Origin of the sequence: uncultured Alsobacter sp. (assembly GCF_945952055.1) — a bacterium.
Taxonomy (GTDB): domain Bacteria; phylum Pseudomonadota; class Alphaproteobacteria; order Rhizobiales; family Beijerinckiaceae; genus Alsobacter.
In genome coordinates this window covers 1-16,861 of record NZ_CAMFHB010000027.1, presented here as the reverse complement: position 1 = coordinate 16,861, position 16,861 = coordinate 1, and the positions used below count along the sequence as shown (strand labels likewise).

The following is a 16,861-nucleotide window of genomic DNA, read 5'->3' as shown; positions in this document are numbered from 1 at the left end:
GCTGCAGCCTCATCGAGGTACGCTCTGATCGGCCTGTCCCAAACGGCGATGTATCGGGTAGGGCGGGGCCCTTCGGGGGGCCCCGCCCCGACACGCGCGGGGGCGACGGAAGTCGCCGGGATCATTCGTCGTCCCCCGCAATGCCCAGCCACGTTCGATCAAACGCATGACCGGGCTTTGACTGCTCTCGCCGCTTGGCGTCGAGAGCAGCAGCATTTGCGACCTTGGAGGTGCCGGCCCCAAAGACACGCCCCTTCTTGTAGTATTCCGCTCCCGTCGATTTCGCGGGTTCTCCGCGGTGGAATCCACGGGTTGGGGTACCCGTCGATTTCGCGGGTACCGGTGCGTCGACATCACCCGTGAAATCCACGGGTTGGTCACTTTCGGCGATGCGAGCCGCTAGCCAGATGTTTCTCCGGAAGCCGCCTCGGTTGGTTGGGACGTGTGCTCGGATGATGGCGCCAGCCAGAGCCAATAACTGCAGCGCACGCTCAACAGCATCGCGGCTCATTCCGCTTTGCAGCTGCAGGGCGCGATCGCTGATGTAGGCCGGTCGCCCATAGCGGTTCAGGTCGTGGACGATCCAGGCGATACGGACGACGCGTGAGCCCCCACCCAGCTTTGTGAAGACGGCAGTCCGCCAGGCGACCAGGCGTTCCGTTCGGGTAGCCGGGTCGCGCAGATCGAGCACGCCTTCAGGCACAACACCGGGCTGCACCACACGATACTGCCGGGGCCGCCGGGCAACTTCCGCGACCAATTCGTCAAAGGCTGCCCGCTGCTCGATTTCGGCTGCCGACAGTAGGGTCGGTACATCGCGATAGATGGTCGAGAAGGTGCGACCGAGGCCTTCGAGCCAGTCGCGCAACTGGTCCCGGGATAGAGAACCCAAATCCTCATCGTGAGCAGCCCCTAGGACCTGGCGCGCGTTCAACGCCACGACTCCAGCGGTCGCGCGAGCTCGGCGAGGGCGCGAGCCAGGGGAGCGGCGAAGCCGCGTCGCATCAAGTGCGCAGTCAACTTGTCGGTGGGATCGTCAGGGGCAGGGTGGGGCGCCAGGCCGGCGTCCTGCGCGCGCAATGGCCGGTGGCCTGAAGACTTCGTGATTGGCATTTGCGGCTCCCAAGTGGGGCCGCGGTGGCGACGTGAATTCGGTTGTGCTAGCTAGATGCTTGCCACAGCACACAGTCACACAACGAACCCCGCGCCACCGCGCGGGGTTTTTGCTCAGGCGGCGTGCTTGCGGCGGGGCTGCAGCGGCTGGGCGAGCTCGCCGCGTTCGATCTTGGCAACGATCTCTCGCAGCTGCGTGGCGGTGAAGAACCGGCGGCCGCCAATCTTGACGGGGCTGGGGAATACGCCGGACTTGATGCCCGCGTGCCCGGTCGCTCGGCTGACTGGAATCAGGCCCGGCTTGCCCGGCTGACCGAACGTTTCTGCAATCGAAAAAAACTGCTTGTTGAAGACGTTATCCATTGCGGTAGCTCCGAGATCGAGCCTGCACTTCGCTGAAGAACGAATCAGCTAAGCGCAAAGGCTTGTTGGTGTTGGCTCGACGAAATAAGCGAGCCGAGACACTCGGATCTCGGACAAATTAGGCCTACGATTTTCCCGAAACTCGCCCGGTGCGATACCAAGGTAGCGGCTCGTTGCTCTGCGTCTGGCCCAGCGTGTTAAGGGCACTCCGTGGTGGCGCACCACCTGACGCTCCTTTGGCTGGGCCTGTCGTTGATCGCAGGACCGCAGCAATTTGTGTTGCCAGCCCTCCATCGCTTGGCAGGCGTTCGCGCCATTGGGCAGGCAAGCCGCGGTTGATGATTTTCACGGCCTCGACGAAAGGGCTGGACTGGCAGAGCGCCGTATCTTTCCGTGCCGTCGGAACCAGTCCGAGCCGTGTTCTCCAGGCTTTTGCCAAGTCCGCGATAAAGTTCGACCAAGCCCTCTGCCGGTCGATGTGCACAACCGGTTCTGCTGTAGATTGCGTTATCTCTGTCGCAGTTCTGACGAAAGTCCCGAGCTTCAACGCAGGCGATGGAAAGTTGTATCCGCTACTCGACTTGAGTATCCGCTCAGCTGTATGGTGTAGTAGGGCCCCTCGTTTGGGATCAAATTCGACAGGTGCGATTTTTTTCAGGGCTTCGACGATCCTACGTGCAGCAGCTGTTATTTCCGTTTCAAAATCGCGGACTTTTGCCACTTCAATTTGATGGGCCTCATACAACCGTTGATCTGCAAAGCGGGCGATTGCCCTGCTGACAGCAATCTTGAAACGACCCCTGATGGGCACGCCAGCAGCCTTGCCGATAGCGTCCCAGTCAATTGAGCGTAGAACCGTCTTGAGTTCAGACCATCGACGCCGACGGCACTCCAGCCAAGTCGTAAGGTGTTCTTCAGGGAAGATCTCAGCACCGCTCCCGGTTTCGATCGGGCCGAAACCGTCACCGCGCATAGGGCCGGGTGCTAGCAGTTCTGCGGGTCGACCCATCTCTGAGCTCCATCGCGGCGGGGCGCCGTACATAGCAAAAAGACAAACCAGATCAACGCCAGACGAAAAAGAAGTCCGGTAGAATGTACAGGACACCAAAAGCGACCGCAAGACACAGTTTAACTGAGTAAACAACCATAGTAAAACTGCGTATTTTTGCGTATAGAACAGATTTTGGATCGAATAGAGGTGGGCAAGAGAATAGAACATTCGGAGGGCAACATCTGCCCCTGGAGGTTCGCTGATGCCGGATCGAGTCGCAGTAGCTCCCCCGTCGCGCTCGAATTTCTTCGCACAATTCGACGAGGCCTCAGACGAGGCTCCTCAGCCCGCGAACGTGCCGCTGCCGCCGCCTCGCGCGAACTTCTTCGCCCAGTTCGACGAGGAGCAAGGTCCGCCGATGCCGCCGCGGCCGGCCGACGTCCCGCTGCCGCCGGCGCGGCCCAAGGATCTCGGCATCGGCGCCCAGGAGTTCCCGCCTGTGCAGCCTCTCGCCGGCGAGGCTCCGGCCGTCACGCCGCGCGACATCGAGGGCAACCTGCGCCCGGAGGACGTGGACGCGAACGGCATCCCGATCGCGACCTCCCTCGACCCGCAGGCGATCCCGCAGGCGCCCGGCGGCAAGAACAACGTCCTGAACGACATCTACCGCCGCCTCGGCGTGGACCCGCGTTCGACGATGAACACGGACGCGGCCTACGACAAGCAGGTGCAGAAGCGCGAGGAAGCGGCGCAGGCCTATGAGGGCGCGCAGTCGGATCTCGAGCGCGAATCCAGGCTGGAAGATGAGAAGATCCGGCGGCTCGAGCGCGCCGCCGCCGAGGGCAACACCTTCGCCCAGGACCAGCTGGCCGTGCTGCGCAGCCACAAGGGCGCGCAGCCTACCGTCACCGAGGATGCCCAGTACGCGCTGGACAAGGCCCGCGACGCGAAGTTGAAGGAGGACCAGCGCTCGCCGGCCATCGTCAACCCGCTGCGCAACGCCGTCGAGTCGGTGCCGCGCACGATCGGGAACCAGCTGGCGGACACCGGCTCCGCGGCGACTCGAGTCGTCGACAAGGTGTTCGAGCCGGTGGACCGGCTCCTCGGCGTGGACACCGCGGCGAACGACAAGAAGCGCGAGGCCTACTGGGAGCGCCGCCGGCGCGCCGTCGATGGCGCCTTCAACACGGACCCCGCGCTCGCCAGCAACTTCGGCCAGCAGGTCGTGGATGGCATCGCCTCGACCGCGGGCTTCATGCTCACCGGCGGCGTGGCGGGGAAGGTCTTCAAGGTCAGCCCCACGCTCGCTACGGCGCTGGCCGGCGCCTTGCCGCAGGCCGAGCAGCACTGGCGCATGGTGGACGACTACTACAAGATCCACCCCGAGCAGGCCCAGGACTGGAAGCGCTGGGCGGCCTTCGCAACAGGATTTGTGTCCGGCACAACCGAAGCACTTCCAATCGGGCACCTCTTCCAGAGGCTCGAGAGGCTTGGCAACGGCGGCCTCACGCGGATCCTCGGCGTTGCCGCCGCCCAGGGCGGCGAGGAAGGCCTGCAGGAGGCGCTGCAGCAGGTTATCCAGAACGCCACGTCGCGTGGCCTTCTCGACCCTCGGACGCCGATCACCGAGGACGTGGCGAACTCGTTCCTCACGGCCGCCGCGTCTGGCGCGCTCATGGGCGGCGGCGGCGCGGCGATCGCCAAGAGCCTGCAGCGGGGCGCGGACAACCGCCCCGTGCCGAACCTCGCTCCGGCCCCCGAGCCCCCGCCAGAGCTTCCCCCTGAGCTTGCGCCCGCCGGCCAGCAGCCGGCGGCGACTGCTGCCCCCCTGCCCGCCGACAGCGTCCCCGCTGCTCCGGCGGACAACGCCGCGCCTGCCGTCCGTCTCCCGGCAGAAGCGGCGCCCGTGGCAAGGGAGGGAGCCGTCCCCTCTCCGGCCGCCCCATCGTCTCCCGCCGAGGAGCCCCTGGCTCAGCCCGCGCCGAAGTCGCAGGCCGCCCCCGACGAGGCGAAGCTGCTGCTCGGCGCCGGCTACACGCCGGAGCAGATCGCGGAGATGAACCGCGAGGAGATCGAGCAGGCCACGGCCGATGAGCGCGAGGCCGGTACCAAGCCGGCCGAGACGCTGCCGCCCGAGTTGCAGCCTGACGCTGCACTTTCTCCCAGTCCGTCCCCGGTCGCGGTTCCCGAGGCCCCCAGCGCACCGCCCCCAAAGGCTGCGGACCCGGACGCGGCGCTCGCCAAGCCGGTCACGGCCGACACCTACCAGCAGGCCGTCGACATCGTCCGGGGCGATGGCAAGGCCTCCACCTCCTACATCCAGCGCAAGCTGCAGCTGCGGTACGAGGATGCTGCGGCGCTCATGGACCGCATGGAGAAGGAGGGCGTCGTCGGCCCGGCCAGCCATTCCGGCAAGCGCGACGTCCTGCCTGTGCCCGGCACCCGCTCCGCGCCGGTCGTCGCCGAGAAGCCTGAGGATGTGGCCGCCGCAGCGGCCGTCGCGAATCCCGAGCCGACGCCCGCGCAGGCCGAGGCTGGGAACTATGCCCACGGCCACCTCAAGTTCGACGGCTTCGACATCGCGATCGAGAACGCCAAGGGCTCGACGCGCCGCGGCACGGACGCGGACGGCGCCGCATGGGAAACCCAGATGCCGGCCCACTACGGGCGGATCAAGGGCACCAAGGGCGCCGACGGCGACCAGGTGGACGTCTACATCGGCGACCATCCTCCGAACGGCCGCGCATGGGTGATCGACCAGTTCGACCCGAACACGGGCAAGTTCGACGAAGTTAAGGTCGTCATGGGCGTGGCCAACGAGGCTGGCGCTCGCGCGATCTACGAGGGTGGCTTCTCCGACGGTAGCGGCCCAGCGCGCAATGGCGGCATCCGTGAGGTCTCCACCGGTTACCTGCGCAGCTGGTTGGATGCGCCAGGCCGCACCGGCAAGCCGTTCACGCCGGAGGGCCGGGCCAAGGCGGCGGGGAAAAACAATCCCGCGGCGCGCGCTCCTACCCCAGCCGCCGAGCCGCCCAAGGGGCAGGCCGCCATCCGCGAAGGCAAACTGCCGGTCGTCGATGCCCGGGAAACTCAGCGCGACGAGAACGTGCGCAAGCTGCACGACCAGTTCCGCCCCAAGGACAAGGTCTCAGGCGCGTTCTTCGACCACCTCGTCGACGGCGGATCGTTCCCCAACATCCTGCAGGCCCGCAAGATGGCCAAGGAGCAGGCCGAGGAGGACGTGAAGAAGGTCGAGGAGGCGATGGAGCTCGCCGTCGTCTCGGCCGCCAAGGTCGTCACCTACGGCAAGAGCGAGGCGCAGGCCTTCGACGCGCTGGTGGACCTCTACGGCCGCCAGCCGAACCTGAACACCCGGACCTCGACCAGCGTCCGCGACCAGGCCTACTCCACCCCGATCCCGCTGGCCTACGTGGCCCAGAAGCTAGCCCGCATCGGCAAGGCGGACTTCGTCTACGAGCCGACCGCCGGCAACGGCGCGCTGCTGTTCACGGCCGATCCCGACCGCGTGGTGGCGAACGAGCTCAACAAGAGCCGCGGGGACAACCTCGAGGCGCAGGGCTACGCCGTCACCGACTATGACGCGTCCGCGGAGACGACCCGCACGAAGATCGACGCGCTGAACGGCGGCCCCTTCGACGTCGTGATCGGCAATCCGCCGTTCGGAACTGTCCAGGAAAATGGGCACCCGAAGGTGTTCGATCTCAACGCCTCGCGCGCCGGCTACCAGACCACCCAGATCGACCACGCCATCGTCGTGCGCACGCTGGGCCTGCTGAAAACCAACGGCCGCGCCGTGTTCATCATCGGCGCCCCGGCCAAGACGGCCAATGCCGCCGACTCCTATCACGGCGAGCGCAAGCGAGCGTTTTTCAAATTCCTCTGGGACTATTACAATGTCGCCGACCACTTCACCGTGGGCGGCAACCTCTACAGCCGCCAGGGCACGTCGTGGCCGGTGGACGTCATCGTGATCGACGGGCGCGGCAAAACCGAGCGCCCGCTGCCCGCGGTGACCCCGCCCCCGGTCCTCACGTCGTGGGATCAGGTGAAGGAGAAGCTGGATGGATCAGTACGAGAAGGCAGCGGAAAGGCTCCGGCAGACGTTGCAGCCGCTGGACCCGCAGGAACAGCAGTACCAGTACCAGTCGATTCTGGACCTGCTGGATCGGGAGGAGCTTCTGGACAGCTATCCGAGCCGGCGAACGCCGAGGGAGTTCGCGAGCCAGCTGTTCAGCAGGGATCGCAACCCGAAGGTGGCGCGGCTGGCGAACAGAATGGACCCGGACAGGATAGGCCCGGCGGATCCAATGGACCTGATGCTCGGGCTCCTGCCAAGCGACGGCCATCTCGCGTAGAGAACGCCGACGAGGCGTTCGACGCAGCGTTCGACCAGCTGTTCGGCGAGAAGCCGGCCGCGGCCCCTCAGGCCGCCGCGCCGGCGGCGCCGGCAGGCCCGCGCGCTGACACGCGCACCCCCGGCCAGATCGTCAAGTCGGCGGCCACCGAGACGGCCATGGGCCTCGATGACGCCCTGTCCGGCCTCTACCAGCTGTTCGGCGGCGGCAAGACGGTCGGCTCCGGCCCGGTCTTCGACGAGGAGACCTACGCGAAGGCGAAGCCGTTCTTCGTCGCCGCGGCCCAGCATCTCAAGAACGCGGCCAAGGATCTCGTCGCGCTGGCCAAGGCCATCATGCAGGCCATGGTGGACAAGTTCGGCGACGCGGCGCGCGACACCGTCCAGCGGATGCGCCCCTACATCGTCCGCTTCGTCGGGGACGTGAAGGACGGCAAGATCGACCTCACCGCCCGGCCGCAGCAGCAGGAAAAGCCCCAGGCGCCGCAGGAGCAGGAGGAGGCCCCCAAGGAGCGCAAGTCTGCCCCAGCGGAGAAGGAGACCGACAAGCAGGTCACCTACACCGCCCGGTCGAAGCACCCGGCGCTCGGCACGCTCATGCCGATCAACATGCAGACCGCCATGCAGACCGCCCTCGACAAGGTCGAGGCGGAGCACGGCGACATCGACAAGTTTGTGGCCGACGAGCTCGGCTACCAGCCCGGCAGCAAGGAATTCCTCGACTCGTTCGCCGCCGAGCAGATCGACGCGCTGGCGTTGGCGCTGGCGAACTTCAAGAAGGGCGCGGGCTTCATTATCGGCGACCAGACCGGCATCGGGAAGGGCCGCGTCAACGCCGGCGTCATCCGCTGGGCGATCAAGAACGGCCTCACCCCGATCTTCGTCACCGAGAAGCCGAACCTCTACGGCGACATGTACCGGGACCTCTCGGACATCAAGATCCAGAACTTCCTTGGCCGCGAGCCGCGCCTGTTCATGACCAACGTGAACGAGAGCGTGCCCCTGGACAAGGAGGCGCTCGACAACCTCGCCGACCGCGACACGGCCCGCCAGTTGGGCCAGCCCCTGCTGCCGAAGACCGGCAACTTCCTCGAGGGCGGCACCAGCAAGGCCAAGGAGAAGCTCCTCGAGCAGTTCACGGCCGCCGGCAAGCCGGGCGACCACGACGTCGTGTTCACCACCTACAACCAGATGCAGACGGTGAAGGGCGCCGAGACGGAGCGCACGAAGTTCCTCAAGGCGATCGCGCCGAACGCGGTCCTCATCTTCGACGAGAGCCACAACGCCGGCGGCCAGGAGGGCAAGCCGCGCGTGAAAAAGGGCCAGCCCCCGCCGATCCCGCGCGCGCAGACGGCGCGCGACCTCGTCAACGCGGCCCGTGCCGTCTTCTACTCCTCGGCCACCTTCGCCAAGCGCCCGTCGGTCATGGACCTCTACTCCAAGACGGACATGCGTCTGGCGGTGGACGACATCGAGAAGCTGGCGCAGGCTATCAAGGACGGCGGCGTGCCGATGCAGCAGGTGGTCTCCACCATGCTCGCCGAGGCCGGCCAGTACATCCGCCGCGAGCGGTCCTTCGACGGCGTGGTCTACGACACGCCCGTCGTGGACGTCGACCGGGAGAAGTACGACGAGTTCGCCGGCGCGCTGCAGGAGATCCTGGGCTTCTCGAACTACGTCCGCGGCGCAACCGCGGAGATCGCGGAGACGATCAAGGCCGAGGCTGAAAGCGTCGTGGGCGACGACTCGACGGGCGAGGCTGGCGCCGAGTCTCTGAACTTCACCTCGGTCATGCACAACCTGATCGGCCAGTACCTGCTGGCGGCCAAGGCCGACATTGCGGCCGACCGGGCGATAGCCGCTCTCAAGAACGGCGAGAAGCCGGTGCTGACGGTGGCGAGCACCCTCGAGTCCTTCCTGTCCGAGTTCGCTGCCGACAACGACCTCAAGGCCGGATCCCCCATCGCGATCGACTTTGCGCAATTGCTGCAGCGTTACCTTGAGCGCACCCGCCAGATCACGATCAAGGACGCCTACGGGAACAAGACCAAGCACTACCTCACCGACGAGGAGCTCGGCCCGGCGGGCCTCGACGCCTACCACAACGCCAAGCAGTTCATCGCCGATCTGGATTTCGGCGACCTGCCCGTGTCTCCGATCGACTGGATCCACCACCGGCTTCGCAAGGCCGGATACACCACGGCCGAGATCACCGGCCGCGGCATGACCATCCAGTACAACGCCACTGGCCGCGGCGTGCTCAAGGCGCGGCCCGCGAGCGAAGTGAAGGCCAGCGGGCGCAAGGTCAACATCGAGCGCTTCAACAACGAGAAGGTGGACGTCGAGATCGTCGCCGACGGCGTGGAACGCGAAGCGCGCCGCGGCGTCTCCTCGATCATCCTGAACCAGGCTGGCTCCACCGGCCTCTCGCTGCACGCCAAGAGCGACTATCAGAACCGCCAGAAGCGCGTGATGATTATCGTCCAGGCCGAGGCGAACATCGACACGCACATGCAGATGCTCGGCCGCGTGCATCGCACCGGGCAGGTGGTCTTGCCCCGCTATGAGCAGCTGATCGCCAACGTGCCGGCCGAGAAGCGACCGGCGGCGGTCCTGCAGAAGAAGATGGCCTCGCTGAACGCCTCCACGACGGCGTCGCGCGAGGGCGCGCTCACCGGCAAGGACGTCCCCGACTTCATCAACCAGTACGGCGATATCATCGCCAAGCAGTGGCTCGACGAGAATTCGGACATCTCGCGCCTGCTGGGCGACCTCGATCTGGGCGAGCAGAAGAAGGAGGCCGACCCGACCGAAGACGGGGCGATGCGCAAGCTCACCGGCCGCATCCCCCTCCTGGATCTCGCGTTGCAGGAGGCCGTCTACGAGGATCTCGAGCAGCGCTACGCCGACCTCATCGAGCAGCTCGAGGCCACCGGCCTGAACGCGCTCGAGGCCAAGGCACTCGACCTGGACGCGAAGCAGCAGGAGGCGGTCACGCTCCGCGAGGGGCATGGCGACAGCCCGTTCGACGGCCCGGCCACCCTCGGGATCTACGACATCAAGAGGCAGGGCAAGCCCGTCACCGGCGCCGAGGTGCTGGCCGCGCTGGCGCGCGCCGCCTCGTCGGCCGACAAGGCCAACGCTGACTACTACGGTTCGCTGGTGCTCAGCGCCGGCACCGACCGGCGCAAGGTGGCGCAGGCGATCGACGCCATCAACAATCGGATCCGCAAGGCCTCCATCGCCCAGATGGAAGACGCCCTCAAGGCTGGCCGGGCCTACATCACCGAGATGGTGAACGCCGAGGAGACGGACGAGAAGAAGGAGGCGGTGCGCCAGAAGCTCACCGAGAACCTGAACCGCTTCGACCTGCTGATGCGCCAGCTGGACCCCGGCCACAAGGTGCGCCTGACGCTGCCCGACGGCGAGGTCTACACCGGCATCGTCATGAAGGTGGATCACGGCGGGAAGGCCAAGAACCCGCTGGCGCTCGGCACCTGGCGCGCGACCGTCGCGGTCCCGCTGAATAACCCCATGGTGCCGATCAGCCTCGCCAGCCTGCAGAGCGGCGACGAGGACGGGAAGATCAAGCTCGAGGACGCCACCTTCGAGCCGCTCGAGACGACCCTCGACCTGTTCGACCAGCTGGCCGCCGGCGGCGCGCGCGAGAAGCGCATCATCGCCACCGGCAACATCCTGGCCGCCTTCTCCGCGTTGAAGGGCAAGGGCCAGATCATCAGCTTCACGGACAACCAGGGCCGCAAGCAGCCGGGCATCATGATGCCGGCGAAGCTCAAGAAGCTGACCGACATCACCGACACGATCGGCCGCCCGCTGACGACGGCGCCGGAGGTCTTGGAGTTCCTCGCCAGCAAGGGCGGCGGCCCGATCTTCGACGCCGGCCGCAACCTCGAGATCAGCGGCGACCAGTGGGGCTTCTCGTTCAAGGCACAGGGCGCGAAGGGCAAGGGCGGTAAGTTCTACCTGAACCCCGACGTCCTGCAGGCCACCGGCCGCGACTTCGTGAAGGCCGGGCCCTACATGAAGGTGGAGGTCGCCGCGGTGCGCGCCCCCGCCGTCATCGACGCCCTCATCAAGGCTGGCGCCCGCTTCGAGGCGCCGCCAGCGAAGAAGCCGAAGCCGGCCGGCACGTCCCAGCGCGTCATCGAGCCCGCGCCGGCGCCGCTGACGGCCGCCGGCGAGCAGGTGCAGCAGATCGTGCGGGACATCGTCGCGCAGGTGGTCGGCACCCAGAACGTGCGCCTGCAGACGCCCGAGCGCGCGTTCTCGGAGGACGCCGAGGCCACGGCCCGCTCCGGCGGCTCGGGCGGCGTCGGCATGGAGATCTCCGGCAGCGTCCAGCACTTCATCTCGGCCAAGCCGGTTCTCACCGTCGCGCTGGCGCAGGGCCGCGACGCCGCCGTCGATACCGCCTTCCATGAGGCGTTCCACGTCCTGCAGGGCTACCAGGCGATCACGAACGAGGAGCGCGAGATCCTCCGGCGCGAGCATGACCGCATGCTGATTGCCATCCAGCGGACCGGGCGCAGCACGACCACCATGACCGGCTCCGAGGTGGAGGCCTACGCCTTCGAGCTCTACGCCAGCGCGCGCCGCGCGAACCTCCCGACGCCTCCCGGCCTGCACATCGGTGTCCGGCGGATCTTCGAGAAGCTCCTCGACATCATCGCCCGCATCGGCAACAAGCTCCGGGGGCTGGGCTACCGGAGCGCCGACGACGTCTTCGCCGCGGCCTTCACCGGCGAGACCGGCGCGCGGATCGGCACGGACGCGCAGGTGGAGCGCCGCGCAGCCAGCCCGATGCGCGGCGTGGCCTACTCCACCTTCAAGGAAGCCACGCAGCGCGACCTCGAAGCCTACAACCGGAACGCCGGCTACACGCCGCCGGCGCCGGCAGCGGCCCGCCCGAAGTCCTTCCAGGAATCGAAGGCCTCCGCGATCGAGAAGGGGCTGCGCAAGGTGCAGGACGACTTCGTCGACCTGCGCCGGTACCAGCAGGACATCACGTCCCAGATCGGCCCGATCCCCGAGGGGCAGGACGCCTACAACGCGGCCACGCTGTTCGCTGGCCGCGTCCCGGCCCGACTCGAGGACTTCAAGACCGACCACGTCGAGCCGCTCATCAAGGCCATGGTGGCCGCCGACGTCGGCCGCGAGGAGCTTGGTACCGGGCTGCTGGCCCGCCACGCCGTCGAGCGCAACGCCTTCATCAAGGCCCGCGACCCGTCGATCACCGCGGGCTCCGGCCTGGCCGATGACGCGGCGCGCGCCATCATCGCCGACATGCAGGCGTCAGGGCTCTGGGCGCGGCTGCAGCCCCTGTTCGCGCAGGTGGACGCCATGATCGAGGCGGACCGTCGCGTCCGCCTGGCGGCCGGCCTGATCGACCAGAACACCTACCAGGACTGGAAGAACCGCTTCCAGAGCTACGTCCCCCTGCAGGGCACCAACGCCGAGGACGAGGCGGAGGCCGACGGCTTCAAGACGGGCTGGGGCTTCGACGTGCGCGGCCGGGAGTCGCAGATCGCCTTCGGCCGCTACACGATCCCGAACAACCCGCTCGACAACGTCATCGCGCAGGCGCAGGCCGGCATCATCCGGGCGGAGAAGAACCGCGTCGATCGCGCGCTCCTCAAGCTGGTGCAGGCGAACCCGAACCCAGACCTGTGGCGGGTGAACGAGCGCCGCTACAAGAAGGCGCTCAACGACCAGGGCAAGACCGTCGTCGTCCAGGACCATTCGCTGCGCTCCGAGCCCAACGTGCTCGGCGTGAAGGTGGGCGGCAAGGTGACCTACATCACCTTGAAGGACATGCAGCTGGCCGAGGCCTTCCGCCAGCTGCCCAACGACGCCTCCCGCAACGCGGTGGTCCGCGGGATCGGCCAGCTGACCCGCGGGTACGCACAGCTGCAGACGGGCAAGAACCTCGACTTCTTCGTCCGCAACGTCCCGCGCGACCTGCAGGAAGCCGTCTACACCCTCTTCCATGAGAACCCGCGGCTGGTGCCGTCCTTCGTGACCTCCTTCCCCAAGGCCATCCGGGTCGCGCTGGGGCAGGAATCGAAGTGGCTCGGGAGCCGGATGCCTGCCGGCGACCGGGCAATCTTCGACGAGTGGCGCCGCAACGGCGGCCAGATCACCTTCACGGCCTATCGCGACGTGAATACGATCTCCGAGGAGATGCGGCGCGAGCTCGGCGACACCGACAGCGTGACGCTCGCGCGCCTGCCCGGGCTCGCGGCGCGCGCCGTGGGGCGCACCCTCTACAACCTGTTCTTGCGCTGGGTCGCGGCCATCAACGAGGGCTTCGAGAACTCGACGCGCCTGGCCGTCTACATGGCGGCGCGCAAGAACGGCTACTCGCCGGCGCGGGCCGCGCGCCTGTCGCGCGAGGCCACGGTCAACTTCACCCGCCGCGGGCAGTGGACCACCACGATCTCGGCCTTCAAGATGTTCTTCAACCCCAACGTGCAGGGGAACGTGAAGACGCTGCAGATGCTGGCCGGCGAGCGCAATGCCACGGACGAGCAGAAGGCGCGCACCCGCCGGGCCCGGATCCTCTACGGCTCCCTGGTCCCGCTGGGCTCGATGATCGCGATGTGGAACCTCGCTGCCGGCGGCGACGACGAGGATGAGAAGCGGCCCGGCAAGAGGCGCAGCCTCTACATGTCGATTCCGGACTATGTCCGCGACCAGAACATCGTCCTGATCTACGGCACCCACGTCGTGAACGGGAAGCGGCTGCCGCTCTACGTGAAGATCCCGAAGGCCTTCGGCCTCGGCGTCCCGATCACGCTGGGCGAGCAGATGGTGCTGCTGTCGCAGGGCCAGCAGACGATCGGCGGCGCTGCCGGCGCCACGATGCGCTCGATCTTGGGCGTCATGAACCCGCTGGGCTCCCAGAACCCGCTCGAGGCGGGCTTCTGGCTCAACCAGATCGCGCCCACGCTCATGACGCCGGGCATCGACATGACCCTCAACCGCGACTGGACGGGCCGGCCCATCGTGCCGCCGACGGAGCCGTGGAACCGGGGCATGCCGCACGCCGAGCAGTCGTTCTCGACCAACAGCGCCGCGGCGATCGACACCGCGAAGTGGCTGCGCGACAAGAGCGGCGGCAACGTGGACCTCTACCCGGGCCACATCCAGTACATGGTCGGGTGGCTCACCGGCGGCGCGGGGCGCTTCTACAAGGGCACGTGGGATGCTGCCCAGAACGCGCTGGCAGGCGTCCCGACGCCCATGGAGCGCATGCCGATCCTCCGGCAGTTCACCGGCGCGGTGGACACGGCCGCCGAGCAGGACCTCTACTACAAGAACCGCACGGAGGCGGCCGAGCGCTTCAACCGCGTGAACGCGGCCAAGAACGCCCTGCAGGCGGGCTCCACGGACGAGATCGTGAAGCGCGACTTCCAGGAAGGTGCCCGCGACCTCGGCCTGCGGTTCTCCAACGGCAGGTTCGACCGCAAGCATAGCCTCCTCGGGGCCTATGACGCGGCGGACAAGGAAGTGAAGGCGATCCGCGAGCGGATCAACGAGATCCGGCGCAACCGGACCGTGACGATCGCCGACCGCGAGAAGCAGGTGGCCGACCTCCGCAACCAGATGGACACGGTCATGCGGCGCACCCGGCGCGCCGCGGCCGCCTTCCCGGCCTACCAGAACCAGTAGTCAGAAAGGACGGTGGCTATGGCGCGGTTGTGCGGGTTTCCGCTGGCCACGAGATCGCACACAAATCTCGTCGTCCAGTGTTGGGCTGATTCCATCGCTGCCGGCGGGATCGCTGCCGTCCTAAGCCCGTGTCCAGCCCCGTCTATTCCTGTGAATATCGGGGATAATCCCTCCGAAGGGGCTTGAATCCCGTCGTTTCCCGCGAAGCGCCGTTAACGAAAGGTGAACAGATGCCGCGCCGCGCTTGCGGAAGTGTCCCATTTCGGTCATGTCTCGAAGGGTGCATACGAAACGAGGGCGAGCGCATGACCTGCGCCGCCCCCGGAAGTCGGAGCATCCGTCGAAGCGGACACCCGTTGTGCAACGCCCAAAAAACACAAATGGGCGAACGTGTCTACCGCTTCGCCGGCCCTCTCATCCTCATACCGACGAGGTAGAGTCCGTGAAGCGCAATACGAAGAAGGGCAGCGCCGCTGCCACCCACGCCGCCGCCAATCATCTTGAGACGGCCGTCGTCCAGTTCACGTCAGGCGACACGTCCCTGGACTTCAACATCGACGTCACGGCCGAGACAGTCTGGGCGACCCAGCAGCAGATGGCCGACCTCTACGGCAAGGACCGGCGCACAATTGCCGAGCACTTCAAGAACGCCGTCGACGAGGGAGAACTGGACCACGACGCAGTATGCCGGAAATTCCGGCATACTGGTTCCGACGGCAAGAGCTACGAGGTCGCGCATTTCAACCTCGATGCGATCCTCGCCGTGGGTTACCGGGTGAAGTCACCTCGCGCGACACAGTTCCGGAAATGGGCCACACGCGTCCTGACCGAATACCTCGTCAAGGGCGCCGCCCTCAATACCGACAGGCTCGGCAACGACGCGGCCGCGGCCGCCGCCGTCGCCGAGCGGCTGCGAGAGCTGCGGCACACCGAGAAGAACAAGTTCCGGGTGATCCGGGACGCCTTCGCGACGGCGATCGACTACGACCCGAAGAGCTCCGAAGCCAGGCGGTTCTTCACCCTCCTGCAGGACAAGTTCGAGTACGCGATCACCATGATGCCGGCGGCGGAAATCAAGCTGGTCCGGGCCGACTACAAGAAGCCCAACATGGGCGTGGTCACGTTCGAGGGGAGGGTGCCCACGCTCGCGGAAGCGAGCGTCGCCAAGAACTACCTGAGCGCCGACGAGCTCAGGTTGCTCAACATCCTGTGTGAGCAGTTCGTGCTCTACGTCGAGGCGATGCAGCACCGGAACCGTCCGATGACGATGGCGCAGCTCAACCGCAAGATCGATGAGATCCTGACGGTCAACGAGTACCCGGTGTTCCCGGGCTACTCCGGGAAGAAGGCCGTCATTGCCGAGCGGCACGTAAAGGCGCAGCACGCGCTCTTCCAGGTGGGCTTTCGCCGCCCGCGCTGAGAACCTCGCCCCGCCGGCACGACCGGCGGGGACACCAACCAGAAGCGCAAGCTCGGAAGTCGCCGCACAGAGGCGGGATGAGCAATCCCGCCCGGCCTTGTACAGCGGTGTATATTTGACTGATATTTGAAAGGCGCAACGACCGCCGGACTAAGTCCTTGAAATCGTTGGCGCTCCCATGGGGAATCGAACCCCAGTTTTCGCCGTGAGAGGGCGACGTCCTGGACCGCTAGACGATGGGAGCGGAGGCCCGCTGGGCGGGCGCTGGCGTTCGTATAGCGGCGTCGGGCGGGCTCGTCCAGCCCTTGCCGGCGACAATTTACGGTCGCGGTGCGGGAGGGCGTCAGCCGGTGGCGGCGACGGTGCCCTGGTGGAAGGCCATGCGCCATTTGCCGCCGTCGTTGGCCCAAACCGAGGTGCGCAGCACGCGGCGCGGGGGGCCGTCGGGCGTGGGGCGGGAGGTGGTGTAGGTCAGGGCGACGAGGCCGCCGGGCAGGGGGCGCAGCGTCGCGTCGGTGACCGTGGGCGGGACGAAGCCGCCGGCGCGGGCCTCGTCCTGGAGGCGGCCGACGATCGCGGCGCGGTCCTCGAGCGTGCCCGAACTGCCGATCTCGAAGAAATCGGGCATCAGCAGCGCGCCGACCGCGGCGGCGTCCGCGCGCACGGCCGGGTCCTGCAGGCGAAGCTCGAGGGCCAGGATTTCGGCCAGCGCGGGCAGGGCGGCGGGGGCCATGGCCGTCAGGGCCTCGGCGGCCCGGGCGGGGGCGGCGACAGGGTGGTGCGACCCACTTCCTTCAGCGTGGCGACATCGAAGAGGATGATGGTGAGCTGGCCGTCCTGCTCCAGCGTCAGGGCGAAGCGGCCCTCGCCCAGGGCCGAGGAGACGACGCGCGCGCCGGGCGGAAGG

6 protein-coding genes and 1 tRNA gene are annotated in these 16,861 nt (G+C 67.1%); 2 read left to right on the top strand and 5 right to left on the bottom strand.

Features of this window, described 5'->3' with window-relative positions:
* Positions 1–121: 121 nt before the first annotated feature.
* From Q0Q47_RS18985 to Q0Q47_RS18975, 3 genes are all read right to left on the bottom strand, one after another.
* Positions 122–934, bottom strand: a complete 813-nt coding sequence (locus tag Q0Q47_RS18985) for a hypothetical protein (RefSeq protein WP_293863241.1) — start codon at positions 932–934, stop codon at positions 122–124.
* 293 nt (positions 935–1,227) lie between these two features.
* A complete protein-coding gene (locus Q0Q47_RS18980) occupies positions 1,228–1,476 on the bottom strand; it encodes a hypothetical protein (protein ID WP_293863239.1) in 249 nt (82 codons plus the stop codon).
* A gap of 124 nt (positions 1,477–1,600) precedes the next feature.
* On the bottom strand, positions 1,601–2,695 hold the full coding sequence (locus Q0Q47_RS18975) for a hypothetical protein (protein ID WP_293863237.1): 1,095 nt from the start codon (positions 2,693–2,695) through the stop codon (positions 1,601–1,603).
* 34 nt (positions 2,696–2,729) lie between these two features.
* Here Q0Q47_RS18975 and Q0Q47_RS18970 point away from each other — a divergent pair, with 34 nt between their 5' ends.
* Both Q0Q47_RS18970 and rhuM read left to right on the top strand, forming a co-directional pair.
* Entirely contained in the window at positions 2,730–14,534 is an 11,805-nt protein-coding gene (locus Q0Q47_RS18970) for an LPD38 domain-containing protein (RefSeq protein WP_293863235.1), read from the top strand.
* Between the two features lie 442 nt (positions 14,535–14,976).
* Positions 14,977–15,954 (top strand): RhuM family protein, encoded by a 978-nt coding sequence (rhuM, locus tag Q0Q47_RS18965; protein ID WP_293863233.1) that lies wholly within the window; start codon positions 14,977–14,979, stop codon positions 15,952–15,954.
* Positions 15,955–16,122: 168 nt separating this feature from the next.
* Here the strand turns inward: rhuM and Q0Q47_RS18960 are convergent.
* Together Q0Q47_RS18960 and Q0Q47_RS18955 are read right to left on the bottom strand one after the other, a co-directional pair.
* Positions 16,123–16,198, bottom strand: a tRNA-Glu gene (locus Q0Q47_RS18960).
* Between the two features lie 99 nt (positions 16,199–16,297).
* A complete protein-coding gene (locus Q0Q47_RS18955; RefSeq protein ID WP_293863231.1) occupies positions 16,298–16,687 on the bottom strand; it encodes a nuclear transport factor 2 family protein in 390 nt (129 codons plus the stop codon).
* Positions 16,688–16,861: the final 174 nt, after the last annotated feature.

Excerpts from the sequence above, each read along its gene's own strand:
- Q0Q47_RS18980 (WP_293863239.1), bottom strand. The coding sequence starts at position 1,476 with ATGGATAACGTCTTCAACAAGCAGTTTTTTTCGATTGCAGAAACGTTC.
- Q0Q47_RS18975 (WP_293863237.1), bottom strand. The coding sequence starts at position 2,695 with ATGTTCTATTCTCTTGCCCACCTCTATTCGATCCAAAATCTGTTCTAT.
- Q0Q47_RS18970 (WP_293863235.1), top strand. The coding sequence starts at position 2,730 with ATGCCGGATCGAGTCGCAGTAGCTCCCCCGTCGCGCTCGAATTTCTTC.
- Q0Q47_RS18955 (WP_293863231.1), bottom strand. The coding sequence starts at position 16,687 with ATGGCCCCCGCCGCCCTGCCCGCGCTGGCCGAAATCCTGGCCCTCGAG.